The organism is Rubripirellula amarantea (assembly GCF_007859865.1).
GTDB lineage: Bacteria > Planctomycetota > Planctomycetia > Pirellulales > Pirellulaceae > Rubripirellula > Rubripirellula amarantea.
Genome location: NZ_SJPI01000002.1, coordinates 909,210 through 934,989 on the forward strand (window position 1 = coordinate 909,210; position 25,780 = coordinate 934,989).

Genomic DNA, 25,780 nt, shown 5'->3' on the forward strand with positions numbered 1-25,780 from the left:
ACGCGAATGAATACCGAAAACTTAATCCTGAGTGAATTGCCGAGCGAAGAGCTCAATCCCGCGACGGTGTATGTGCTGCAACGTTTCGCGCGTCGGCGTCGGCGCATCTTGTGGATTCGAGCGATCGCGGTAGCGATTGTGTCGTTGCTGTTGGTAATGGGAACGATTGCGCTAGCCGACTATTGTTTCCTGATCACCGAGCCTGTTCGATTTGCGTTGAGCGTGACCGGATACGCGTTGGCGGGCTTCGCCGTTTGGCGAACTTCATTGCGGCATCTCGGGTCGGACGACACGCTTCAGATTGCACGTCAGCTTGAGTCCGCAGACCCGAGTCTGCGCGAAGACCTGCTATCCGCGGTTGAGTTATCCGAACCAAATTCCGCCAATGGTTCCGCTCGTTTTCGTGAGCGGTTGCAACATGTGGTTGCCCGTCGGGTCGTTGGCGTTGATGTAGCAAAGCTGTTGCCATTAAGAATTGTAAAGCCGTGGTTGACGGCTGCGACCGCGATCCTGTTGCTGGCGATCGGACTGCTCTTTGTGCCTCAACTGCAAATGGGACGACGGTTCGCACGAGCCTTTTTACCAGGAGTCGCAATTCAGCGAGCCTCGTTGACTCAGATTGCCATCGTGAAACCCTCGCCAGCGTCTCGTTACGTTGCGATGGGCGATGCGATTGCCGTTGTCGTGGAAGTTTCTGGACCGCGAGGAATCGGCAAGAGCGACGATGTGGTCTTGGAATTTGCCAGCGACGATGCGCAGACCAGTCGATGGAGCGTTACCGGCTACAGCGAAATACAAATGGCGCAGCGCTTGGAAGCGTTCCAGGAAGACACTCAAGCGGAAGTCTTTGACGACGCGGGATTGCTGTCGTCCATCACATCGACTCCGTCCCAGTTTTCAGCGAACATTCCCGTTGGATCCTCACCGATTCGGTACCGCGTCGTCGCCGGCGATGCCATCACGTTATGGCACACGCTGACACCGTTGCCGCGCCCCGAGGTGACCGCGTTTAAGAAAGAGTACGTCTTTCCCGATTACGCCAAGTTGTCGCCGCGATTGGAAGAATCCGAAGATGGCGACTTGCGAGCGATTGTTGGAACAACGGCCACCATCACCGTCAATTTTGATCAACCGGTCACCGATGCCGTGATCAAGTATGGCAATCGCGGGACTCAGTACTCGCTTGATTCCGTTGATGGGTCGGATCAAGTATTTGAGACAAAAATTCGCATGACGACGTCGGGGCATTACCAAATTGATGCGATCGGGAAAGAGTCTGAACTCGGAAACCCATTCGGTCCTCAGTATTCGATTGTTCCCAAAGTCGATACGCCGCCTATCGTGCGGTGGAGCGAAGCCATCGATCGAACTCAACTTGTTTCGCCTCTCGACATTGTGGAACTTGCGGGATCGGCATCGGACGATCTTCCCTTGGATCAACTGATACAAGAGTTCGAAGTGAACAGCTCGAAGGCGTTCCATCGCGAGCTTTCGATCGAGACACCTGACCGAGATGTTAGTCTCGCGTGGCCTTGCGATTTGATGAAGCTGCATCAAGGCGCATTGTTGCGTATCGACCAATCGACGACGGAACCGTTACCCGAGTTCAAGCTGGAAAGCGGTGATATTGTTCGTACGCGACTTGTTGCAATCGACCGCAAAGGCAACCGGGCGGAATCCGATGTGATTGAATTCCTGGTAGCAGACGAAGGGTTCGACTCAAATCGCCATGATCAATTGAACCGATTGAACCGAACCTTCACGGCTGTTTCCCAGTGGGCCGACCGTGCCAAGCTTGCTCTTGAGGCTGCTGAAAAGCCGGCGCAGGAGAACGACGCCGAAGCTATTCGCACTGCGATCGGACAACTTGAAGTGCTGATTGAGGAATCCCATCCCATCATTGGCAACTTGGGATATGAAACTTCTCGAGCGCAAAACCTGTCCGCGGCCGGAAACCTTGAGCTCACGGGTCGCGATGTGATTGATCTGCGAGAAGAGATGCGAGCGTGGATCGAGCGAGCGACCTTCCTTTTGCAAGATTCACCCCAAGCTTGGAAAGACGAACAGGAAAGGTTGCTGCGAGAGTGGGGCTCGGAAGCCAAACGGTTGTCGCAAGCGGCTTCGCGTTTGAATACTTTTGCGACCTATCAATTGGCTCATGAGTTAACGCTGTCGGCGCTGTCGGATCAGTTGTTGCTTTATCACAGCTTGGAACCGCTGTTCGATCCGAATGAACCGGTCGCCGTGAAGCGATTTCCTCGTCATTTGACGGTAGCGGCTGGACGTCTCGATGCGATGGTGGATTTGATTGAACAGCACGCCGAGACGTTGCCCGATTCAACTCGAAAGCATTTGCAGCGATGGCAGGACTGGAATGATCGTTGGGCGGACCAATTTCGTGGCGTTGCGAAGGAAGAGCTAAGCGAAAAGCAAATTCGAGACCGGATGACGCAGTTCGAAAATGAACTTAAGAATCAAATGCGAAACGGTGTTCTTGATGGTCAAATCACATCAAAGCTGACCGGTTCGGTGCGTGAGATTCGAAAAGACGTGCAAGGTCTAAGCGAACCCATCTTTCAAATGCGAAAATTTGGAGTGGAGGGCGATCAGGCGATCCAGCAGTTAGAAAACGAAAAAGATAGCGACCAAATCGCCATCCGAAGGCGACGCGCGGCTCTTTCGCAAAACGGATTCAGCAGCCAGTTCCAGACTTTGATGGGCAGGCTCGATGATGAAGAGGCTCTTCATCGTGCGCGTCCCTACGTCGATTTGCAGTTTGCTGCGGACATGAATATGGTCAAGCAAGCGATGCGGGCAATCGGCGGTGACGGATTCGTTCCGGTTGGGGAAGAATCAGCCGCAGATGTTTACGACAAAATCGGCAAAGCGTTTCGGATCATCGAATCATCGCACGAAGCGGGAGTCCTACGTCGTGAAATGATTGAGTTGGCGGCGGCAGAGTTTGGGTTGAAGGACAACGCTCGCGGCCGCCTTGATCACGAGGTGCGACTTGATCGGTTCTCGGCGGCCATGGAGTTCGCGGCTCGAGAAATGCAGAGCGCTGGTATCGATTGGCAAATCGTCCGTCGCTTTGACGAAACTCGCTACAACAGTCGTTTCGCGAAAGCACGAGAACGGATTTCCAAACGTCGTTGGAGTGACGATGAGTTGCTCAGTGCCGAGGACTCGCTGCGAACGATCATTGCCAGTCTCGATGAAGGCTTAGAAACGATTTCACCGATCGTGGTTGAGGCTCGGGACACGATCATGCAGTATGTCCCGACCATACCGGAACTCGCTCGCGATGCCGCCGACAAGGCAGACGAAGCACAGTCGAAAAAAGATGACGCCGCGGAAGCAGGTGCTGAGAAAGTGGAAGACGAAGACGGCGAATCTTCACCCGAATCTGCGGATGAAGACGAATCCCAAGATACCGCTGAATCGAACACCAGCGATGATCCTGATGCCGTCGATCAATCCGCACGCGTTGATGAGGCAATGGAAGCTGCTCGCGAGACCGTCGAGGCTCTGCATGACTTTGCGAACATCGCAGATATGACTGACGAAGAACAGCGTGAGTTGTCGCGGGATAGCGATACTGCGGCTGCGTTGATCCAAGAAGCGGCACGCGAAGCCAAAGCACAGGCGGCGAATCCGAACGCCATGGAAGATGCGAGCGAGGCGACAAAGGATGACGATCAACCCAAGAACCCTCTCGATCGGGCTTTGGAAGAACTGGCCAACACGCTACGTCAAACTGCCGAGCATTTCGAGCGTGCGCAACAGGGCGACGATGTAAGCGAATCGAGAGAGAAATTGCGTCAAGCGGAAGCCGAATTGGGAATCGATCAGAGCCTCGAAAACCGATTCGACCGTGCGGAGGCTATGGCCAATGCCACTCAAAAGGACCCTCGCGAACTACTCAAGCAACTCGAAAAGGAACTCAGCCGCAATCAACCAATGCAAGAAAGCCTTGAAGAGATTGCCGAACGAACGGCGGAGTCGGTGCAACGAGACCTGGAACAAATGGCGCGAGACGAAAAAGCCATTAGTCAACAGCTCGAACGTTCGGACCCCGAGGTCATGGAACAAAAACGGATCGCGGCTACCAAGATGTCGATCCTTTCGCGAGCGACCGCGACCATTGAGCAAGCCATCTTAGGCACTGTCGATCGAGCCCAGCAGTCGGGCAAGTTCGAAGCGTCCAAAGGTGAACTTGAGCGTGCCAAAAGCAAGTTGCGTGACGCCGTTGCAGAGCTTTCCGAGATGGGTGGCGAGAATGCTCGGCTAACCGACATGCAGGCGACCGCCCGGGCGATGGCGACCGCAATTAAGGAAGCCGAGCAGTCGATCGAGAAGGTGGCTGAAACAGCCAACCAATCTCAAGACAAGGAACTCGAAGATGACAATGCGCAAAAGCGCCAGAGAAACCAATTCGAGAGTCTTGATCGCGACGTGCGTCGTCGACGAGTGGAACAGCTTCGGCAAGCTCAGAGTGAATGGTCACGAACGGAAAACGATGCAAAGAATCGTGAAAACCGTGCGAACCAGAACTCCAAGAACATCGAACGGCAAATGGAGCGGCTGGAAGCTCAGTTGAAGCGGGACGACAAAAACCGCTCGACGATCGAAGCTCAAACGGCTGAGCTGCAAAAGCGTCTCGATGATTCGCAACAAGAACGTGACGCCGCGAAGGAAACTAAAGAGTTCGCTGCGGATCGCAAGAAGGAGATGGACGTAGAACGCAAGAAGATCGAACGAGAGCCACTCGCACCACTTCAAAAGCCGAATCCATCGGCTGAACTCGGCGATCGACTTGCTCAGCAAGCGCTGGAAAGTCTTGCCGAGGTTCGATCCAAGCTCGGTGAAATCAGCGAAGGTCTGGATATCAACGAACAACTTCGGGCAAGACAGGATCAAGCCAAAGGACTGAGTGATCAACAACAACGGATTAGCGATGACGTTGCCGATGCCGCCGAGGCATTGCGGCGAACCGCTCGCCATCAAGGGCGACTCGAAGCCGATCCGGAAGCGATCGACCAAATGGCCGACAAGCTGGAACGCGAACCAAAGTCCACCACTCAAGACGCGGCCCAGCGTTTGCGAGATACTGCTGAATCCCCTGACGTTTCCGGTGAAGCGAACCAGCAAGTTGCCAAGGCTCAGCAGCAAATCATCGAGTCGGCGAGTGAGCTTAGTGATCTGCTCGAACAATCGTTACTTGATCAATCGGAACGCGACGCTAATCGCGACGACGCTAGCGCTCAGCGTCAAAGTGCTTCCGAAGAGGCTGAGCAACAGAAAGCGAAACAACTCGCCCAAACGCTCGACGAACTCGATCGAGCGATTGCGCAATCCGAGAAGCAGCAGGCCCAGTCCGAGTTGGAGGACGGCGAATCCGGCGACGGTGAATCAGCCGATGGCGAGTCTGGTGACAAAAGCAGTGAAGAGGGTTCGCAAGGTGGTGAAGGCCAAGCCCAAGACGGTCAATCGGGGCAAGGCGGTGCATCCGGTGAAGGCGGCAAACCGATGACGGCTGGCCAAGCGTCTCCTACGCTCGCTCAATCCATGGAATCTCAGGTGCAGCAGGCAGCACGCAGTCGGGCGAAATCACTGAACCCCGACGACCCATCGCAAAATCCCGGCGATCCGCAAGATGGTGGCTTGCCCAACGATATGGCGGGTGCCGATCCCGGAACTCCGTCGGACGTTTCCGGTTCGGGACCACCGCCGGGCGGTGGATCAGTCGAAATCACTGGGATCGACCGAGAGGGGCGTGATTGGGGAAGTCTTCGTCAACGCCACACCGAAGACGCAGTGGAAGGCCGCGCGATGACGCTGCCGCCCGAATATCGCAACGAAATTCAAGCGTACTTCCAAGCGATCGCTACCAAGGCTGGCGAGAAAGAAGGAGCGGGGAAGTGATGACTAATCGTAGAAACGCCAGCGTAGGAAAGCAGCTTCGCCGTCATCGGTTGAACCCTTCTTGTTCACGACGCAGTTGGCTGCGTGGTGCGGTCGGGGCCGCCGTCGTGGGCGTCGCGAGTTCTCCGTTCACGACTAGTTCGCGTTCGTCGCTAGCCCAGGATCCTTTCTCGCAAACGCTGTACATTCCCGACGAGATTGATCGCGCGGTTCAGAAAGCCATTGAGTTTCTTGTCCAGACGCAAAGGCCCGATGGTGCGATCGCGGACAAAAGCCACGAAATTGCGATGACTGCGTTGGCGGTGATGGCGATGGCGTCAGTCGGTGTGACTCCGACGCCAACGACAAGCCAGGGCAACGCCATGATTAAGGCATTGAATTTTGTGCTGCAGCATAACCACCAAGATATCAAAGGTTACTTCGGCGACCGTGATGGATCGCGAATGTATGGCCACGGCATCATCACCTTAATGCTGACTGAGATGCTAGGGATGGGAGCGACGCCACAGCAAAACCAACTGATTCATGAGGGGCTCACGAACGCCATCAAGCTAATCTTGGCTGCACAGAACGTATCTAAACCCGAGAAGCTTCAAGGTGGATGGCGTTACACGCCTTCGAGCCGCGACGCTGATTTGTCGGTTTCGGTTTGGCAGGTCATGGCATTGCGATCCGCAAAGAATGATGGCCTTGATGTTCCCGGCGAAGCGATTGATGCTGCGGTAGAGTACCTTAAGTATTCGTACACCTCGCCTATCGGTCACGATGGAGTTCCCCGAGACAAGGTGAGTGGTTTTAGCTACACGCCGGGGTCTCATCATCCCACGTTCACGATGACGGCAGCCGGTTTGCTGGCGATGCAAGTGTGTGGCAACTATGATTCTCCGATGGTGGAAGGAGCGGCCGAATGGTTAATGGAGCATCCACCTAAGGTTAATGAGCGATTCTTTCATTACGGCATCTACTACTACGCCCAAGGCATGCACCAAGTCGGCGGAAAATACGCCAAGGAAGCTGACAACATTGTGCCGTCCACGTTGTTGGCGGCGCAACGTGACAACGGAAGTTGGCAGGGTCGCGGCGGGGAGGAAAAGAACGTGGGACTGGTCTACGCGACCGCGCTATCGATCCTGAGCCTGAGTGTGCGCTATCACTACTTGCCCATCTATCAGCGCTAGCGGACTTCGCGGTGAACGTTACACGCGGTGAACGTTGCATGCGGTGAAGTTCGCATGCTGTAGCGGTGCTCAGTTTGTAGCGGTGCTCAGTTTTCCGTGGCCGGTTAGATTTCTAAACCTAACGCAAACGAAATGGCGTCGAGACCGATGGTGCTGTGGGAATCGACGGGGCCGCCTGCGTCGAACCATGTCTGGCTCTCATAGCCACCGCGAGCAAACCACTGCCACCGCTGCCCCTTCGGTTGAGTCCATTGCAGGCCTAGCGACAATTCCACCACGGTTAGAATTTCGCGTTGAATAGCGGCATCCTCTAGTTCCGTGGTGAAGGCACCCTTCATTTCGTAAATCTTCTGCTCCGTTTCGCACTTCAAAAGCGATCCTCGCATGCCGGCGTAGACGCCTAAACGCGTATCACCCAAACCACGGGCCGCTTGCAGCGAAACAGTAGGACCGGCGCCACTAAGTGTCAGATCATTCGAGACCGCTTCTTGTAACGCTCCACCTCCATCGCGAACCTCGCCTAGCAAGTGTTGATCTATCTTCGCCAACCGGACTCCGGCGCCCACCGTGCCGACTAGCGATTCCCAGCGAAACTGTTGAGTCGCTTCAAAATCGAGAGCCTGAAGTTTGAGCGAATGGCTTGAGGTGAGCGTTTCGCCAACGTTGGCTTGAGCGAAACGCGATAGGTTTCCACCCGCACCATAAACGTAAACAAACACCGGAGTCGCGCCGGTGACGGCCATCACCGATTCGTCAGCCGCTGCTTCGTCGTACTGAAAATAGGTTGTTCGAAAGCCGCCGCCACGACACGATTGCCACCCGATCCAAGCGCGTGGCGTGAGTTCGTATTCATAATCAAATGGTACTAGGGTGTTTCCTACGGGAGGATCGATGATCAATGCAACGTTCTGATCAAACCCAGCTCGCATCCAAAGAAACTCGAATCCGCCGTAGAACCCTCGCAAGTCAGCCGCCAAAGGACGCATTGGTGCGACGACGATGGGTTGATCCGCAGTCGACGTTCCCCATCCAACGTCGTTTTCGCAGCCGCCGAATTGGGTGCCCGAGTGGATTCCCGGATAGCCATTCGGATAGCCATTCGGATAGCCGCTGCAATAGTCGTTTGAATAGCTGTTGCGATAGCCATTCGATTCAACGTTCTCGACGAAGTGCTGCCATTGCGAAGGTCCAGCGTAGCTGGACGATCCGCAAGGGGGAGTCGCGCTCCATTGTGTTGACGAGGTTTCGCAACCGCAATTGCTACCATGGTTCGCCCAAACGCGAGTTGCCGTTGTAGCAGACCAACTCAACAAGAGGCCAATGGACAATAGCCGCTTTACTGTTTCCGATTTCATCACCGCACTCCCCCAACGAATTGCACTGTTGCTTAGCAGTCTTGATCGGCAGGATCGTTGAAGGGAGATTGAGTGAATGCATTTAGCGCTCTGTGTTCTCGCAATCGCTAAACCCTTACGTGTGCGGTGTGCGATCTGGCGCAACATGTGTGACGCATAGGGGCAATGTCACCCGACGCACACATCGTCGTTCCCGCTTACCGTCGACGCGAACAAAGATTTCGGAAACAAATTGAGCTTGTTCGTACGTTCGCAATATTGCTGCGCAAACAAGTTGCTATGATCTGCGATCTATTCGCAAGCCAATGAGCTGACCTTGCAGGACGCATTGATGCCAGACAAAACACTTCCACCAACGATGAACGATGACGGTTCACCAATCGAACCGGCGTCGACCAATCGAATGCGTTGGGGGTACGGAGCGATCCTGTTTGCAGCGTGCCTGGGAATGCTGGCTGGGATTGGCGTCTTCACGTTTGGCTACGGCAAAGGTGCAAGCTACTTAAGCAACAATCCACAAACGTGCGTGAATTGCCACGTGATGCAGGGTCACATGGATTCGTGGCTACAAAGCAGTCACCACAACGTTGCCGTGTGCAACGATTGCCACCTCCCGCACGACTTTGTTGGCAAGTGGGTTACGAAAGCCGACAACGGATTTTTCCACTCTCTCGCATTCACGATGGGAGGCTTTAGTGATCCGATTCAAATCAAGCCTCGCAACAAGCGAGTCACTCAAAACGCGTGCATTTCCTGCCACAAAGAGTTTGTTCACCCGTTATTGCCAGCGGTCGATGGTCAAGACATGCAGTCGTGCGTGCATTGCCATACCAACGTCGGACACGCCGGGCGCTAATCACTTTTTCACACCCTCACTTTTTTCGACAAAGTCTCGATGACTCAACAAAACAAAAGCGGATTCGGTTGGCTGGCCTTGCTCACTGCGCTGGTGGCTCTGGCGACCATTGGCGTCGTTTCCTTGTTGGTGAACATCTTTGAACGAAAGCAAGAAGCTCGAACGCCGTTCGTCAAAGTGGTGGAAGTTAGTGAGGTTAGCACGGATCCAGAACCGTGGGGCCTCAACTTTCCTCAGCAATACGAAGACTATTTGAAGACGGTCGACGACGACTATACCGACTACGGTGGAAACCACGCGTTGCCACCGAGTAAGTTAGAAGAACACCCTTGGCTGAAGCGTTTGTTCGCCGGCTATGCGTTTAGCATCGAATACCGCGAAGCTCGCGGTCACGCTCACATGTTGTCCGACCAGGAAGTCACCAAACGTGTGACCGAGGTGCAACAGGCCGGCGCTTGCTTGCACTGTCATGCTTCAATCATTCCAACGTACCGTCGAATTGGGATGGAAACACTCGGTCAAGAGGTCAATGAAGCATCACTGTCCGCTTCGTACAACCAGGAAGCCGTCTTGGCTGGTTTCAAAGCCGTCAGTCAAAAGACCTACGAAGAAGTGCACGCGGAACTAGAAAAGACACCCGATGGAGTCGTTAAGAGTGAAGCGGGCGATCCGCATCTAGGTGACGCGCACCCGGTTTCTTGCATTGATTGTCACGATCCGGACACGATGGCAATCCGCGTCACGCGTCCCGGTTTCATTCTCGGCATCGATAAGCTTGCCAAAAGCGACGATCCGGTTCCCCACTTGCCTAGCATCCAGGCCTGGCGCGATAAGGGAGCCAAGGGCAACTATGACCCGAACGTGCATGCAACTCGTCAGGAACTGCGGTCGTTCGTGTGTGGTCAATGTCACGTTGAATACTACTGTGCCAACAAAATGACGCTGACGTTCCCGTGGGGCAACGGATTGAAAATGGAGGACCTCGAAAAGGAATGGAATGAAACGACGTTCCCCGACGCGGAAGATGGCACGGCCGGTGGCGAATTCTACGACTACGTCCACAAAGAAACGGGCACTAAAGTTTACAAGGCGCAGCACCCTGAGTTCGAATTATGGAGCCAGGGCATTCATGCTCGCAGTGGTGTGAGTTGCAGTGATTGTCACATGCCTTACGAGAAGGTGGGCGCGACGAAGGTCAGTAGCCACTGGGTTCGCAGCCCCATGCTCAATATCAACAAAGCATGCCAAACCTGTCACCATATCGCCGAGCAAGAAATCAAGGACCGCGTGGACTTGATCCAAGATCGCACGCGATCACTGATCGACCGCGCTGCCGCTGGAGTGACAGACATGTTCGATGCCATCATTGCCGCGCAAGAAGCCGGGGCAACCGAAGAACAGCTTGCTCCCATTCGCGAACTGCAGCGCAAGGCTATGTGGCGATTGGACTTCATCGCTAGCGAGAACAGTAAAGGGTTTCACGCCAGTCAAGAAGCGGCCCGCATCTTGGCCGAATCGGTGGACTACGCCAGACAAGCGATCGCCGAGTGCTACAAGCTTGGGGCGAACCCGAAACCGGTTCAGGATGAACCGGCGCTGACTCAGAACTAGATCGCCGATCAATTACCAGCAGCAGCGATTGGCATGGTAATCACAAGTCCGGCCGTCCGGTCTTCGTTGCTGTTGCGCCGCTTGACGTGACACTTCAGACACTGGGAACGCAGGATGATTGCACCTGCGTAACGGAACTCGGTATCACTGAACTGCTCGATCCACGGTTCGCCTTTCGCCAACGATTCGACCGCGCGTTTTTCGAAATCATTCTCAGGCAAATGGTCGGTGTTCAGCACGTCTGTGTCGATGATCAACCACTTCACCTGAACTTGGTAGTTTCGGGACAGTTCATAGAACACGTCTTCGAGCGAACGGGACGGAATTGCGAACGCGTCGTCTTCATCGAAATAGTCTCGATGAACGACTTGCAACGTTCCTCGTATCGTTTCATGCAACAACTTTGAACGATCGCGAGCTTCTTTGGCGGTGGCCGGCGCAGCGATAACGGGTTTAATGGTTGGTTCTTGCTTAGGCTCGCTAGCGAAAGTGAACGTTCCGGCGACGATCAAAAGAGTCGCCATCGCAGCCCAGCGAGGGTGGTTTCGAAACATCCAAGGCATGCGATCAAACGCTTTCGCAAAGTGGAATGATGGGACTAGCCGATTCGACCAAGTCCTTGATGCTCACACTCGCGAACGCCTTTTCCGTCGCGGCGTATGCTTTGTCCAGTTCAGCATGCAGAGGACAGAGTTTGGTGTGCGTGCTAAGGCCCAACGGACACGAGCGAATTCGTTCAATAGGAGCAACGGTGTTGACCACGTCCAAGATTGTCAGCTTGTGGGTAGGGTGGCTTAGTTCGTAACCGCCGCCTGGACCGGGACGCGACTGCACAAGTCCAGCGGCAGCCAAGTCTTGCAAAACCCGCGTCAGGTAACGTCTTGGCACCTTGGTTTGCTCGGCTAAGAAATCCGCCGATGCGGGGATCCCTGGCTGGCTGCCCATGCAGGCGACGGCGCGAAGAGCGTATTCAGCGGTCTTGGAAAGCATTGTGTACGTTGAATTTGAGGACTAATTATATTCATGCACCTTGACGTGCAGATATGGATTCTGTACCATTGGGTGCAGAACTCAAGTTTAGCAGTCGAGAATCACATCGGCAACTTCAAACTTTGTTGTGTGATCGTTTGCCCTCAATAACATGAGACCAACCAACGTGAACCTGCTCACGAACCATCCTTTCGTCGATTGCCTTCGCCTGATTCCGCTGGCTCTATTGGTACTGTTGCCCGCATCTTCAAGTGCGGTTCACGCTCAGGGCGATTACGAAAGGCCGCCGATTGATTATCTCAACGCCGAAGTTCATGACCCCTGCGCCGTGCTGGCTAAGAAACTGGAGTCCGGCGAAGTAAAACTTGATTACGACCCAACGTACGGATATTTGAAGTCTGTGTTGAAGGAGCTCGACGTTCCCGTCAGTTCGCAGACGCTTGTCTTCAGCAAGACTAGTTTGCAATTGCATCGCATTTCTCCTCGCATGCCTCGGTCGCTGTACTTCAACGACGATGTCTATGTTGGGTATTGCCAACGCGGTGATGTGTTGGAATTCGCAGCAACCGACGCCAAGCAGGGAGCGACGTTCTACACCCTGAAGCAAACTCCCAAGGGCACACCTGAGTTCGTTCGCGACAAGGGTGGCTGCTTATCTTGTCACGCTTCAAGCCGAACCCAAAACATTCCGGGTTACCTCGTTCGCAGTGTTTTCTCGGATGCCGCCGGCCGTCCTAAGCTAGGCAGTGGTACGTTCACAACCGACCACACCAGCGACTTCAAAGATCGTTGGGGTGGATGGTACGTCACGGGAAGCCACGGCAAGATGCGTCACATGGGGAACACGCTATGCACTGGTGACGAGCACACATTCGATCGTGAGTCCGGGGCTAATGAAGATGATCTATCGGAACGATTTCGCACCGATACGTACCTGACGCCGCACAGCGACATTGTGGCTCTAATGGTGCTGGAACATCAAACTCAAATGCACAATGCCATCGCAGCAGCGAACTACGAAACCCGGTCGGCATTGCACCAGTCGTTTCAGATGAACGAGCTGTTGGACCGTCCCAAAGATCATGTCAGCGAGAGTGCCCAGCGTCGTATTGAATCGGCTTCGCAACGGGTGCTTAAGTACTTGCTGATGTGCGACGAGTTTCAACTCACCGATACGGTGTCCGGTTCCACAACCTTTGCGGATGACTTCACGGCCAAAGGCAAGTTGGATTCTCAAGGCCGGTCGCTACGTGAGTTTGATTTGGAGACTCGTTTGTTCAAGTATCCCTGCAGCTACCTGATCTATTCCGCCGCGTTTGACGGAATGCCTGATGAAGTGCGTTCACGCGTTCTGGTAAAGCTGAAAGCGATTCTGGACGGGCAAGATCAGTCCCCCGAATACGCTCATCTGACGCCCCCGATGCGTCGTGATATTCTGGAAATTCTGCGTGACACCAAGCCCGAGTTCAAACAAATTCTATTGGCAAGCCGCTAGCGTGATTCCCGAATCAAAAGCTAAGCCGGTAAAGCGATTCGTCGCCAGCGTTGTCGCAGCGCTCACGATCGTCGTCGGTATGTCGTCCTTGGCAAACGCTCAACTGAGCTTGAATATCGAGATTGACGAGCCTCCCATCAACTACGTGTTGACGAAGGATTCCAATCGAGTCTCTCAATTGATGGATAGGTTGGCCGCTAAGGAAATTGAGCTTGAATACACGAACGACCACGGATACTTACGCGACTTGTTGAAGGCGCTCGAGATTCCCGAGTCATCCCAAACGCTGGTGTTCTCGAAAACGAGCATGCAGGTCCAGCATATTTCGCGTCGTAATCCCAGAGCTGTCTACTTCAATGACGACACCTATGTAGCATGGATTCGCGGCAGTTCGTTGATTGAGATGTCGACGACGGATCCGAAATTGGGGGCTGCCTTCTACACCGTCGACATGGCGCCTTGGCGGCCTAAAGTGAAGCGATCCAACTACGATTGCCTGGGATGTCATTCGACTTCGATGACGCAAGGCGTTCCGGGTCATACTGTTCGCAGTGTGCATCCTGACTTCGACGGTGGAGTCCAGGCTCAAACAGAATCCTTCGTGACGAGTCACTCGAGCCCATTCGGCGAGCGATGGGGTGGCTGGTATGTCACTGGACTTCATGGTGAGATGCAGCATATGGGCAACGCGTACATGCGCGGCTCACGCCTGGATACCAGGAACAACGGCAACCGAAAGAACCTGCGAGAAGAGTTCGACACCTTTGGATATCTGTCACCCTACAGCGACATTGTTGCGTTGATGGTTCTCGAGCATCAAACACAGATGCACAATGTGATGACCAAAGCGGATTTCGCGGTCCGAAAACTGATCTACGATCGCGATGAAACAGGTTCGCACGACGTAGCCGAGTGGGAAGCACAAATTCAATTGGTCGCCCGCGAAGTTGTGGATCACTTGCTATTTCGAAACGAAGCGAAGTTAACGAGTGAGGTGACGGGATCGATCACTTTTGCGCGTAACTTTACCGATCGCGGACCTGTTGATTCACAGGGCCGATCGCTACGCGAATTCGACATGCGAACACGTATGTTCAAGTATCCATGTAGCTATCTGATCTACTCTGATGCCTTCAGCGGCTTGCAGCCCATCCTGAAGACCGAGATTTACCGCCAACTCTTAGCCATTCTTGCGAGCGAAGAGCCTATTGAACGATACGTTCACTTGGATGCCGGCACTCGTACTGATATCTTGGATATCCTGCGAGCGACCAAAACAGATCTTCCTGAGGAATGGCGTGAGCGTCAGTAGGGCAATGATGCCATCTAGCGATGATCTCGAACCAGCATCCCTCTACTGACCAGCTTGACGACACCGCAATCGAAATCAGTTAAAACATGCTCGTGAATGCGGGATTCATCGCTTGGATGCGCTTTACTTTCGGGTGCTTTTGTGGTTGCAACAAAGCTCGCAGTCGCAATGATCTCCACTTTATCTGTGGTTGCTCGATAGAACGGCAACGGACATCTTCTACCGCGACGTCACCACAATGAGGACGCTCGCTTGAAAGATGCTATTTTCATTCACCGTCGGTACCACGCGTAGAGATTCCGCTCGTCAAATCAGATCCGGATAGATCGGTGTCGAAATCCATGGAACGTAATGACGAACTCGACGTTGGAGCGATCGTCAAAACCGCTGAACAGCTTCCTGAGGATGCACGTAAGCGGTTTCTAGAACTGTTGCCCGTGAGTTTGCGCACAAGCGTGATCGAGCGACTGGGCGTTCCGACGATGGCGGATGCTCTCGTTGATGAGGACAACCAATCGAAGGTCGCGTCAAGTTCCCCGGCCACCGTGTCTGATACGAATGCCACGTTGCAACGAGATTCGCACGAATCGTTACGGGCATCGGATCTCGATATCCAGGAAATGCCTACTCAGGTCGTTCCGCCGGGGCATGTGCCGCCGCGAGGCACGGTGGAGGTAGGCGAAAGTTCATCGGCACATGGAAGCCATGACTTTCATGACCAACCTAATAGGTCATCGACCCAGAATCACGCCAAGAAGGATTCGCCAAACGATTCTTCAAGCGACTCGCCTCAGTCGACCGTTCAACTTGTCCGCCGTCATGCGCGAGGTGCTATCGGCGAAGTGTACGTCGCCTACGACGAGCAATTGTCTCGCGAAGTTGCTCTCAAGCGAATTCGTCGCGAACTGCCACCGAGCGTTCGACGGGTGAAACGTTTCCTTCGCGAAGCGGTGATCACCGCTAAGTTGCAGCATCCAGGAATCGTGCCGATTTACAACCTGGGTAACGACGGCGTGTCGGCTCACTACACCATGCCGTTGGTGTCGGGGTCTACTCTTTCTCGCTTGATCAATCATACGCACCAGGAACTCGGGCCGCGCCCCACGCGAGCGCTTTGGATGTCAAAGATTCGTCCGCTGTTGACCCACTTTATCGCCGTCTGTAACGCGATCGACTACGCTCACAGTCAGAACGTCCTGCATCGCGACTTGAAGCCATCCAACATCATCGTTGGTTCTCAGGGGCAAACGCTGGTGCTTGATTGGGGCTGCGCCAAAGACATTAGCGAGATCGAGTCTGATGATGGTCCCGATTCGGAAGACGACCCCAAGGGCACATCCGCTTCAGCCGACATTACGGTTGCCGGCAGCGTCATGGGAACGATCGAGTTCATGAGTCCTGAACAAGCATCAGGTGACAATGAACGTGTTGGCACGGCCAGTGACATCTATGGCCTGGGTGCAACGTTGCTGAATTTGTTGACGGGTGATGTGGCGTTCGCCAAGGACTCAGATTTTCGAAAGACGCTTGATCTGGTCAAGCAAGGAAAGTTCCGCCGTGTTGATGAACTCAGTTCTCGAGTTCCCAAACCGTTAGTGGCAATCTGCCACCGTGCCATGTCGCTGCAGCCGAAAGATCGTTACGCGTCGGCGGGTGACTTAGGACGCGATATTGATGCGTTTCTCGCAGGCGAAAAAGTGTCGGCGTACAAGGATTCTTTGATGGATCGGAGCATCCGCTTCGTCAATCGACATCAAACCGCCGTAGCAACATTGTTGGGAACAATCCTGGTCGGCTTCGCATCGTTGCTGTTGGTCGCCTTTATGATTAACCGACAACGGGGCGCGCTAGCGGTAAAGAACAGACAACTTGATTTTGTTAACGATCAATTGGAAACCTCTGCGGCGGTGGAGCGAGCGTTAAAGCTCGAAGGCGAATACCGCGAGCAGCAGATTAATCGCCAGCTCTACAACACCGAAATGTTGCTGGCGAGCGAAGCGTCATCGGAACCAGGCGGAATCGGACGCATGCGTGAACTGATCGATCATTGGCGTCTCGATACGAGCGATGATCTGCGTGGTTGGGAATGGAACTATTTGGACTCGATGGGACGCCGCGAGCAGTGGAAATTGGATCTTAATGCAACGGTTAGACGCATTCTTTTCACTCGCAATCACCCGAGCGCGAGAATTTTCGACGCTGGCCAATCTCAAATCATAACGGTTGATATGGAAGGGCAGAGTGTTGTTGGGTTGGAACGACTTGCCAGCGACGTGACGATGATCGACTACAACGACGACCAATCTCTGCTTGCAATGGGGTATCGGGATGGACGTGTCGTGGTGGTCAATACGAATGATTCTAAAGAGAAGCCAGTTGAATTCGGTGGACTCGAATCGGCGGTCACCGACTTGCGATGGAATGTGGGGGGCGATTATTTGGCGGCCTGCGACACGGACGGCGAGTTGATTGTTTGGCAATGGTACAAACGTGACCAAGAAGGTTGGGGCAGCGGGGTCTTAAACCAACCGGGAAAGCGTTTGCTGACGTGGTCGTACGACGGAAAGGTTTTGTCGTGGACCACGGGTAATGAGATTCGAAGCTTAACGATCGATAGCAGCGAAGAAAAAACCGTTGTGAAGGATGATTGGATTGTCGATCCTAGTTGGAGTCACGAAGGGAAATACCTTGCTTACATTGGGCCAGAAAACTCGGTCGTGGTGACGGATGTGGCTTCCAATGCGACTCATCGTTTTTTTGGTCATCAGCTATTCATCGAGTCGCTGCGATGGCATCCAACACGAAACTATTTGCTTAGTGCTAGTGCCGATGGTTCGGTGCGAATCTGGAACCCTGATACTCAAAAGCAAGTCAAGCGACTGCTGGGGCATAGCGGCAGTGTGTACTCGGCGGCTTGGAACCGCGATGGCAGAAGCGTGGTTTCGGGCGGACTGCCTGAAGACTCGTTACGGGTGTGGGATGTTTCGAGCCTAGGTAACGAGGCCTTTGATCGTGAACTGCAAGACCATCCCGCAACGGCTTGGCATCCTGATGATGACCAACTCGCGGTTGCCGAACATAGCGATATTGTTTTGCAAAGCCGACTAGGCGAAATCAGGCGCATTCGCAACGCTGACGAAAACGCACAACCTATCTTCGGGTTAAGTATCCATCCCAACGGTTCGCAGATCGCTTGCGTTTCTGGGAAGGGACGGATCTGGACCATGGATGTCGAGACCGGGGACATTATCAAGGTTTACGATAATGGCAGCCAATCGAATCAGTTTCCCGAAATCACAGAGAAGGGAGTCGCTTGGTCGCCCGACGGCACTTACCTAGCGGGTGTTGGGGCCGGAGGGAAGCTAAGAGTTTGGGAGTTATCCAGCGGCGATGACGTCTCGAAAGACTTAGATGCCAATGGCAAAATTCTTGTCGTGGCTTGGTCACCCAAGTCAGAATCGAGTCAATCGTTGTTGGCCTATGCTGGAACCGACAACCGTGTCTTTGTGTTTGATCCCCAGAACCGCGATCATCGAACGAAGTTGTCACAGCCGGGTTGGAAGACTTCACTCGCTTGGTCGGGCGACGGGGCGATGATAGCCGTCGACGATCGCCGCAGCATCAATGTTTGGGACCTTGCATCCGAAACGCTTGTGGCAAAATGCGATGGACCTAGTGCGATGATTCTGGCGATTTCCTGGAACAGTGCTCACGATCGAATTGCGGCACTGTCCGAAGACGGCCAAGTCAGCCTTTGGAACGCTAACACCTGGAAGTACTGCGCCAAATTTGATTTACACAACCGTGCTCCCTATTCAATCAACTGGAGTCCGGACGGCGACCGGCTGGTCTCCACCGCTCGGCATGGACGCATCGTCTTTCAGGAAGTTACGTCACCATCTACTGCGGGTAAACCTAGTGCTGGTAGCCCAACGGCGGGCAACACAACTGGCGCTTCGTTGAGTGCGAAGGTGCAGCCGATCGTCCAACGAGCCGACGTTGCAGCATCAAACTAGGCGGCCTCGATTCCAACAATTGGCAAGTAGCCATGGCGCCGGCGACCAAGTACTCGGTCTGTCGTAGCGGAACTCTATTTCGCTTATTTCCGGATAGCAGTGAGTGCATCTTTGATGCAAAGTCGGCCAATATCGGTCGTTGCCAATCACTTGGCGAATTGCAAAGCCGAGGTTGCTATGCTCCCGGAAAACCCGATAGGTTGTCTCAACGGCTCGTTTTTGCGACTTGTTCGACAGTGCAGTTTTCTGAGCCTGTACGCCATGCTACGCTACAAAACGGCGTTCTGTGGTGGAAAACGCTCCGTGCTGTCTCAAGCCAAAGTCCTATCTGCAACTAGCTGCCATGCATCCCGAGCAAGCGAATTTAGAAAAGCCCATTCGCTGTGTCATGCTCGTTGACGACGACAGCACGGACAACTTTCTTCACACCCGGTTGCTTAACCGGTCTGGCATCGTCGACGAAATCCTCGTTTTCGAGGACGCCGAAGCAGCGCTCGATTACCTGCGTGCACCGGTCAAACAGGTCGATCTGATTTGCCTTGACATCAATATGCCACGCATGACCGGCCTGGAATTCGTAAACGAATTCGAGGGCTTCTGGGACCCAAGCCAGAAAAAACCGTTGATCGTGATCCTGACAACGTCCGTCGAGCCAAGTGCTATTGAGCTGACGAAGAAAGTGCCCCGGCTAGTTGCAGCCGAGCCCAAACCGCTGAGGTTGCAGTTGATCGAAACTATCTCGAAGAAGTACTTTCGGTCCGATGAAATCGTCTAGCCAACACGCTAAGTTCGCTGAATGGACTTAGCTTTGATCTCAGGCATGGGGGTGTCCACGAAGTCACATTGACAATCAAGGCGTCATCTACAACGCTCACCTGCCGCATTGGTGAACGTCATCAATCGAGAGCGAACGGTAGGCTTGGCTACCAACTTTCCATTGAAGCAAACATAGAATGATTAACGAGTCTAGTGGCGGGTGGGAAAGCGATGGCAAAGCATTTGCTTTCGAACTCTCTATTGAATTGATGACGCAGCGATACTTTTCTTCCGCGGTGGTCGTATGACTGACACGCGACGCCAGACAATCAGTGCCATCCGTCAGCGACTCGAGAAAGCGGGTTCACTGCAATGGTTCCATTGGCTAGTCATCGGACTGTCGCTCGGCCTTACGTTCCTCGCTTGGCGTTACGCCGTTGCTCAGCAAGACAACAAGGTTCAACTTCAATTTGATCGTGAAGCTGAACAAGTCGTTTCGCTCGTTGTCGATCGAATGTCCACGTACGAAGAGGCTCTTTGGGCGGGAGTGGCATTTGTTTCTTCGACTGATAGCGACGTCGATTCGCAAAAGTGGAGCGAGTACGCAACCAATCTAAAACTGAAGGAACGCTATCCGGGAGTCAACGGAATTGGTTTGATTGAGGTTCTAAACAGAGACGATCAAGACGCGTTCATAGATCGGGAACGGAAGGATCGGCCAGACTTTCGTATTCACCCAGAACATGACGGAGACGAGCTTTGGCCCATCGTCGCGATTGCACCAGTGGAAGGAAATGAGGAGGCGGTCGGGCTCGACATGGCCCATGAACAAAACCGCATCCGCGCCGCGCGTAAAGCGCGGGATACTGGTACGGCTCAGGTCACCGGTCCTATCACTCTCGTTCAAGACTCGGCTCAAACTCCCGGGTTCCTGTTTTTCGTGCCTTACTATCGTCAGGAAATCGACCAGGTCCCCACAGGATCCTTGGTGCTCGATGGTTTGGTCTACGCACCGTTTGTTGTGCGTGAGTTGATGAAGGGAGTGCTGGAAAAGGATCGCAGACGAGTGGGGATCCGCATTTCGGATCAGGACGAGAGCCTGTTTGACGAGAACGTACCCACCGAACCTGATTTCGATCCCGACCCGTTACTACGCAAACGCAAGAGCGTTGAACTTTACGGGCGAACTTGGGATTTTGACATTTGGTCCACGAAGTCGTTTCGCGCGTCGGTCAGTCGTCGTCAGTCCACTTGGATCTTGTTGGCTGGATTGCTGATTGATTCGTTGCTGTTGGTCCTTTTCTACTCGGTATCGAGCAGCGCGCGGATATCGTTGGGTCTCGCGGACGCGATGACGGAGGAACTGGAAAGCTTCAGCCTTGCCGCTACGGTAAATCGCGTTGGAATCTTTGACTATGACCTCAAGTCCGACCAAATGACCTGGAACGACGCTGCCTATGAACTCTTTGGCAGAGATCAAAATTCGTTTGAGCTAGGCTATCAGGCGGTGCTTAGTTGCATTCATCCTGAGGATCGTCAGTCAGTCGACGAGCGTTTCAAGAAAGCGATCAGCGAAGACGAAGTTTTCTATTCCGAACCCCGGGTGATACTGCCCAGCGGTGAAGTTCGCCACCTTTTATCTCGCGCGGTCGTCTTCCGAGACGCTCAAGGTACTGCGAATCGCGTGCTTGGTGCTAACATCGACAACACGCAAACCATCGAAGCCAATCGGCAACTCGACGTTACCCAAAGAATGCAAAAAGCGATTCAGGATGCGGCGGGTGTTTCGATGATCGTGACCAACGTTTCAGGGACGATTCTTTCAGTCAATCGCACGGTGGAGGTCATGCTAGGTTATTCGCAGGGTGAACTGGAGAACGTGCAATCACTGGAACTCTTGCATGAAACGTCCGAGATTCAATCCCGTGCTGCCGAGTTGTCTGAAGCCCATGGAAGACCGGTTGATAGCGGTTTTGAAGCAATCATAGGCAATCCTACGCATAGTGAAGTCGAGCAGCGAGAGTGGACCTACGTTCGCAAAGATGGCTCCCAATTCCCTGCCTTGGTGACGGTCACGGCCTTGCGAGACGCCGGCGGAATGACCACTGGATATCTAGCTGTTGCAGCGGACATTTCTGAGCGAAAGAAGGCTGATCTAGCGATTCGCAAGTCGAACGAACAATTGGCACGCAGCAATGAAGAACTTGCGCAGTTCGCATACGTTGCGTCTCATGATTTGCAGGAGCCGCTTCGCAAGGTAACCTCGTTCTGCGAACTTCTGGTAGAAGACTGCGAGGATCAGATCAGTGACGATGGCAAAACGTACTTGGGTTACATCACCGACGGTGCGAATCGGATGCGGACGTTGATTCAGGATCTGTTGGCTTATTCAAAGATCGAAAGTGGAAGCGATCGAATCGAGCAAGTGAACTTGAATCAAGTGATCGACGTTGCATTGAGTGACCTTTCAACGGCGATCGAGGAATCTGGTGCTGTCGTTTCCGTGGACGACATGCCATTGATTGACGCGGATCCAGCCCAGATGACGCAGCTCTTTCAGAATCTAATCGGCAATGCCATCAAGTATCGAACGGAAGCTAGCCCAAGAGTGCGAGTTGGTTGCGAGATGTCAAAGGATCAGTGGCTCTTCAAAGTGGACGATAACGGAATCGGCATAGAGCCACGATTTCGGGAACAAGTGTTTGGCATTTTCAAACGATTGCACGGGCAAGACGCATATCGAGGAACAGGAATCGGACTTTCCATCTGCAAACGCATCGTTGAACGCAGTGGAGGTAGAATCTGGATCGAAGATTCACCCGAAGGAGGCACACGTTTTTGCTTTGTGCTTGGCGATCTGAGCTCAACACAAGCATGACGCGAAGGCGATGCTCGGCGAATGCGTGGGAAGCAGCTCACGGAGAATGTTTTCGCCGTATGAGTTGCGCAGCAACGGGCACTAAGATCAAATGGACCTTGATGAAATTCCGTGTACGAAAAGAGAGACTCTGATGAGCAATCCAAGTAGGCTCAAGAAACCATTGCTTTACGGGTTGATAGGTTCAGTCTTAATAGGTGCGGCGGTCGGAATCCTTTTCGTGATTCGCAATACGTGGACATGGTTTGAACTAAGAGTCGTGTTGACCACCGTGGTAATCGCGGGGGCGAGCTTGTGTGGCTTGGCGTGTGACTTGTCTCGCACCCCCAAGGGCATGAATTTGATGCCGAAAACGGGACTGAGTTTGGTCGGCTTGGCTGCGATTTTGCTGCTTGGTGGTCTGTGGATCGAGAACGACTCGGAACTGTATTGGAAAACAACCATCTGCGCTTCGATCCTCGCGGTCACAACGGTGCACGTTTGCTTACTTTCGATTGCGAGGCTTGCCAACCGCTTCCGCTGGGTCTATGTGATTGGTAGTCAAATTATCTTCGGTTACGCGATGTTGCTGTGCGGCGTGATCATTGGTGAAATTGACGGTCCCGATATTTGGCGTTTCATCGCGGCGCTTTCCATCATTGTGATGGCTATCACGCTCGTGATTCCTATCCTGCATCGAATCAGCAAAATGGAAGTTGGATCGGGCACTTTAGCTAGCCCTATCGAGCAGCGCAACATGGCCTCCATTGATGAAGAAATCGTTCGATTGCAGGAACGGATTCTCGAGCTAGAACGATTGAAAGAGTCGCTCCGGCCAAAGGAACCGACACCCACTCTCTAGGTGATAAGCGTTTGCGTTTGCCAAGCGATCGGTGATACTAGAGGAAACAACTCCACGGATGAACTCTTTAGCCTGGTGCCCAACAAATGCTTGACCGTCGAGAATTTGCAATCGCGAGTTCAGCGATGCTTGGATGCGCGTTATCGCACTTAGACCAAGTTGCGCTCGCAGAAGTGCAGAGCCTTCAGAATAAGCGATTGATTGAACTTGGTCTTAATGCGTTGGCGCGATCGCCACAACGCAGTTACTTTGCGGACGGCCATCGCGGGGCATCCATGATTTCGGCCCACCTGATGTGCGTCGACAACGAACTGGGCGACGAAACTTCGAATCGAATCATTGAGTTGTTCGACCTCAATTGGGCAGCATCGGATCTTTGCAAACCATTCCCCGTGGGCGACCACGTGGAGGACGCGACGGAACGTGTTGGAAAGACCCTTGCGGAAGGGAACGGTGTACTTCGCGAGGTCGGTCACGATGCCATCTTTGCAATGCACGCGATCAAGGGCTTTCGATTGATGCCAGAAACTGCGACGCGCGAACGTGTGGATGGCGTCTGCGATTTGATTCGAGCTATTAAGCCATGGCGAGACGTGAAGCCAAATGCTGAGGTGGATCCGCCCGCGTTTGCCGATTCGCAGCAAGCTTCGCGTTATGTTTTGAAGGAAGCCAGTGAGGCGATTGATCGGTTCCAAGGATTTGGTCAGGGGTTTGCGGGGCATATGCTTACCTTTGGTCAATCGCTAATCGAGCTTGCTGCGATGGGAGACGTCGAGTGGGCGGAAAGCTGCCGCGTCGCGTTTTGCAAGTACGTTACGGTTACGCGAAGGGGACCCCGTGATGGTGACCGAAAGATCAAGGATCACTCTCCAAGCAAAACAAGACCGTCAGACTTGGCTTACTGGCAAAAAAGAGGCGACAAAACCATCGGAATCGGTCATGTGTTTAAGTATCCGTATGCCTATTACGATTTGCTTGAGCGGGCGAACGATCCGGAAATTCAACAGCAGCTTGATGCCAAAGCTTGGCAAATTTTCTAAAGCTTTCCAGCTTCGATAGAATGAATGACATCGGTGGGTGTTACCTTGGTTGCCGCCACGCGTGAAGATAAGACGCTTCGACCGCTTACCGACGACGATTACAATTTCTATTTCTCAATGAACGAGTAAAAGAAAGGCACGGATATTAAGATGACTGAGCAAGCCGTTTTGGCGGGAGGATGTTTTTGGGGCATGGAAGATTTGTTCCGTAAGCAACCCGGAGTCGTTTCCACTCGTGTGGGTTACTGCGGTGGTGATGTGCCCAATGCGACCTATCGCAATCACGGTACTCACGCCGAAGCGATTGAAGTGATATTCGATCCCGACGCGACGAGTTTCCGTAAGATCCTGGAATTCTTTTTTCAGATTCATGATCCCACGACACCAAATCGCCAAGGCAATGACCGTGGGACTTCGTACCGTTCAGCTATCTACTTCACCAACCCGGATCAGCAGCGAATCGCGAAAGAAACGATCGATGATGTCGATGCGTCAGGGATTTGGCCTGGGAAAGTTGTCACGGAAGTTGAACCGTTACGTGACTTTTGGGAAGCGGAACCCGAACACCAGGATTATTTGTTGAGGAATCCTGGTGGCTACACGTGCCATTTCGCTAGACCCAATTGGGTATTGCCGTCAAAGGCCGAGGCGTCTGAACAGCCTCAATCTTCTAAGTGATAGGAATCACCTAGCAAACTGTAAATCAGCCTTCCGGGGTTGATCCAAGCACAATTCGGAAGTTCGCGGCGAGTTCCCCAATGGTCGAATCTGGAATGGGGGTGAACCCAATGGTGACTGAATCGCGAGCAACACCTTGCGGGACACGGTTCCAGATCCCGTCGCGCTCGTTGCCCTCATAGCCTTTGATGTAGCACTGCGTCGTCAAGATCTTTTTGCCATTCTTCTTCACGGCAAAGTGAATGTGTGGAGTGCGACCGGGATAGGGAACCGGCTTGATCGTGCGGAAGTAGTACTCACCCGTGGAACCGGTCAGGAAACGGCCAAAGCTTTGGAAGTTGCGATCAAGCTTTTCAAAGTCGTTGCTGCCCTTGTGAAGGTACACGCCTTGGTTGTCCACCTGCCAAATTTCGACCAATGCGTTGCGGACGGGTGCACCGGAGGTGTCCAGGACGCGCCCCGAAAGATGCACAATCTCGCCGACGGCCGGTGTGATTGCGTCGTTCACAATAAGCAAATCGTTGTCCGTGTCGAGCGGAAGATCAACAGGATAAAACGGGCCTTCGGTTTGACGCGGCGTTCGCATCAACTCGTCGGCAAACAAACCTGGTCGTTCAAAAAAGGCAGGCACGCTTAACGCAAGCGAAACTCCACCTAGTCGATTCAAGAACTGACGACGATCGGGAAAACGGCCGCGGTTGAAATCAAGTCGAGGATCGGTGTTCATGAAGAGTGCTTCGGTAGGTTCGGAGAGAGACGGTTGTGCCCATTCACCGCGATTGGACACTTGTTCTTAGGCTCCTTAATTGTAGCGTTCACGCACCTTCAAGCGGTAAGGATTCACCCGGT

16 protein-coding genes are annotated in these 25,780 nt (G+C 53.5%); 12 read left to right on the forward strand and 4 right to left on the reverse strand.

Annotated elements, in window-relative coordinates:
- Positions 1-6 precede the first annotated feature (6 nt).
- Entirely contained in the window at positions 7-5,925 is a 5,919-nt protein-coding gene (locus Pla22_RS16740) for a hypothetical protein (protein ID WP_146515961.1), read from the forward strand.
- Positions 5,925-7,103, forward strand: coding sequence for a prenyltransferase/squalene oxidase repeat-containing protein (locus Pla22_RS16745; RefSeq protein WP_146515962.1), 1,179 nt, complete (start codon positions 5,925-5,927; stop codon positions 7,101-7,103). The genes Pla22_RS16740 and Pla22_RS16745 overlap by 1 nt, the downstream gene beginning before the upstream one ends.
- Positions 7,104-7,207: 104 nt before the next feature.
- Here the strand turns inward: Pla22_RS16745 and Pla22_RS16750 are convergent, their stop codons facing one another.
- Positions 7,208-8,458: an Lpg1974 family pore-forming outer membrane protein gene (locus tag Pla22_RS16750; protein WP_165440713.1), complete on the reverse strand. Its 1,251-nt coding sequence runs from the start codon at positions 8,456-8,458 to the stop codon at positions 7,208-7,210.
- A gap of 331 nt (positions 8,459-8,789) precedes the next feature.
- Between Pla22_RS16750 and nrfH the strand changes: the two genes are divergently transcribed.
- Both nrfH and Pla22_RS16760 read left to right on the forward strand, forming a co-directional pair.
- The gene (gene nrfH / locus Pla22_RS16755) at positions 8,790-9,314 is read left to right on the forward strand and encodes a cytochrome c nitrite reductase small subunit (protein ID WP_242632113.1); all 525 of its coding nucleotides are present in this window, start codon (positions 8,790-8,792) and stop codon (positions 9,312-9,314) included.
- Positions 9,315-9,353: 39 nt separating this feature from the next.
- The gene (locus Pla22_RS16760) at positions 9,354-10,925 is read left to right on the forward strand and encodes an ammonia-forming cytochrome c nitrite reductase subunit c552 (protein WP_146515963.1); all 1,572 of its coding nucleotides are present in this window, start codon (positions 9,354-9,356) and stop codon (positions 10,923-10,925) included.
- A gap of 8 nt (positions 10,926-10,933) precedes the next feature.
- Here Pla22_RS16760 and Pla22_RS16765 read toward each other — a convergent pair whose 3' ends face one another.
- On the reverse strand, positions 10,934-11,479 hold the full coding sequence (locus Pla22_RS16765; RefSeq protein ID WP_242632114.1) for a c-type heme family protein: 546 nt from the start codon (positions 11,477-11,479) through the stop codon (positions 10,934-10,936).
- Between the two features lie 13 nt (positions 11,480-11,492).
- Positions 11,493-11,915 carry an RrF2 family transcriptional regulator gene (locus Pla22_RS16770; RefSeq protein ID WP_146515965.1) on the reverse strand — a complete coding sequence of 141 codons (423 nt, stop codon included), beginning with the start codon at positions 11,913-11,915 and terminating at the stop codon, positions 11,493-11,495.
- Between the two features lie 208 nt (positions 11,916-12,123).
- Here Pla22_RS16770 and Pla22_RS16775 point away from each other — a divergent pair, with 208 nt between their 5' ends.
- The 8 genes from Pla22_RS16775 to msrA all read left to right on the forward strand — a co-directional run bounded on the left by Pla22_RS16775 (position 12,124) and on the right by msrA (position 24,931).
- Positions 12,124-13,410 carry a hypothetical protein gene (locus Pla22_RS16775; protein WP_146516573.1) on the forward strand — a complete coding sequence of 429 codons (1,287 nt, stop codon included), beginning with the start codon at positions 12,124-12,126 and terminating at the stop codon, positions 13,408-13,410.
- Entirely contained in the window at positions 13,364-14,722 is a 1,359-nt protein-coding gene (locus Pla22_RS16780) for a hypothetical protein (protein ID WP_242632116.1), read from the forward strand. Before Pla22_RS16775 ends, Pla22_RS16780 begins: the two co-directional genes overlap by 47 nt.
- A gap of 341 nt (positions 14,723-15,063) precedes the next feature.
- The gene (locus Pla22_RS16785) at positions 15,064-18,738 is read left to right on the forward strand and encodes a serine/threonine-protein kinase (RefSeq protein WP_146515966.1); all 3,675 of its coding nucleotides are present in this window, start codon (positions 15,064-15,066) and stop codon (positions 18,736-18,738) included.
- Positions 18,739-19,027: 289 nt separating this feature from the next.
- Complete coding sequence (locus tag Pla22_RS16790) at positions 19,028-19,513, forward strand: response regulator (RefSeq protein ID WP_146515967.1); 486 nt, start codon at positions 19,028-19,030, stop codon at positions 19,511-19,513.
- A 285-nt stretch (positions 19,514-19,798) separates the two neighbouring features.
- Entirely contained in the window at positions 19,799-22,372 is a 2,574-nt protein-coding gene (locus Pla22_RS16795; protein WP_146515968.1) for a CHASE domain-containing protein, read from the forward strand.
- 133 nt (positions 22,373-22,505) lie between these two features.
- Positions 22,506-23,213: a hypothetical protein gene (locus Pla22_RS16800; RefSeq protein WP_146515969.1), complete on the forward strand. Its 708-nt coding sequence runs from the start codon at positions 22,506-22,508 to the stop codon at positions 23,211-23,213.
- 86 nt (positions 23,214-23,299) lie between these two features.
- Positions 23,300-24,253 (forward strand): hypothetical protein, encoded by a 954-nt coding sequence (locus Pla22_RS16805; protein WP_146515970.1) that lies wholly within the window; start codon positions 23,300-23,302, stop codon positions 24,251-24,253.
- Between the two features lie 150 nt (positions 24,254-24,403).
- The gene (msrA, locus tag Pla22_RS16810) at positions 24,404-24,931 is read left to right on the forward strand and encodes a peptide-methionine (S)-S-oxide reductase MsrA (RefSeq protein ID WP_146515971.1); all 528 of its coding nucleotides are present in this window, start codon (positions 24,404-24,406) and stop codon (positions 24,929-24,931) included.
- A gap of 25 nt (positions 24,932-24,956) precedes the next feature.
- Here the strand turns inward: msrA and Pla22_RS16815 are convergent, their stop codons facing one another.
- The gene (locus tag Pla22_RS16815; protein ID WP_146515972.1) at positions 24,957-25,658 is read right to left on the reverse strand and encodes a dioxygenase family protein; all 702 of its coding nucleotides are present in this window, start codon (positions 25,656-25,658) and stop codon (positions 24,957-24,959) included.
- Positions 25,659-25,780: the final 122 nt, after the last annotated feature.

Excerpts from the sequence above, each read along its gene's own strand:
- Pla22_RS16745 (WP_146515962.1), top strand. The coding sequence starts at position 5,925 with ATGACTAATCGTAGAAACGCCAGCGTAGGAAAGCAGCTTCGCCGTCAT.
- Pla22_RS16800 (WP_146515969.1), top strand. The coding sequence starts at position 22,506 with ATGAGCAATCCAAGTAGGCTCAAGAAACCATTGCTTTACGGGTTGATA.
- Pla22_RS16740 (WP_146515961.1), top strand. The coding sequence starts at position 7 with ATGAATACCGAAAACTTAATCCTGAGTGAATTGCCGAGCGAAGAGCTC.
- Pla22_RS16750 (WP_165440713.1), bottom strand. The coding sequence starts at position 8,458 with ATGAAATCGGAAACAGTAAAGCGGCTATTGTCCATTGGCCTCTTGTTG.
- nrfH (WP_242632113.1), top strand. The coding sequence starts at position 8,790 with ATGCCAGACAAAACACTTCCACCAACGATGAACGATGACGGTTCACCA.
- Pla22_RS16815 (WP_146515972.1), bottom strand. The coding sequence starts at position 25,658 with ATGAACACCGATCCTCGACTTGATTTCAACCGCGGCCGTTTTCCCGAT.
- Pla22_RS16760 (WP_146515963.1), top strand. The coding sequence starts at position 9,354 with ATGACTCAACAAAACAAAAGCGGATTCGGTTGGCTGGCCTTGCTCACT.
- Pla22_RS16765 (WP_242632114.1), bottom strand. The coding sequence starts at position 11,479 with ATGTTTCGAAACCACCCTCGCTGGGCTGCGATGGCGACTCTTTTGATC.
- Pla22_RS16785 (WP_146515966.1), top strand. The coding sequence starts at position 15,064 with ATGGAACGTAATGACGAACTCGACGTTGGAGCGATCGTCAAAACCGCT.
- Pla22_RS16795 (WP_146515968.1), top strand. The coding sequence starts at position 19,799 with ATGACTGACACGCGACGCCAGACAATCAGTGCCATCCGTCAGCGACTC.
- msrA (WP_146515971.1), top strand. The coding sequence starts at position 24,404 with ATGACTGAGCAAGCCGTTTTGGCGGGAGGATGTTTTTGGGGCATGGAA.
- Pla22_RS16770 (WP_146515965.1), bottom strand. The coding sequence starts at position 11,915 with ATGCTTTCCAAGACCGCTGAATACGCTCTTCGCGCCGTCGCCTGCATG.
- Pla22_RS16805 (WP_146515970.1), top strand. The coding sequence starts at position 23,300 with ATGCTTGACCGTCGAGAATTTGCAATCGCGAGTTCAGCGATGCTTGGA.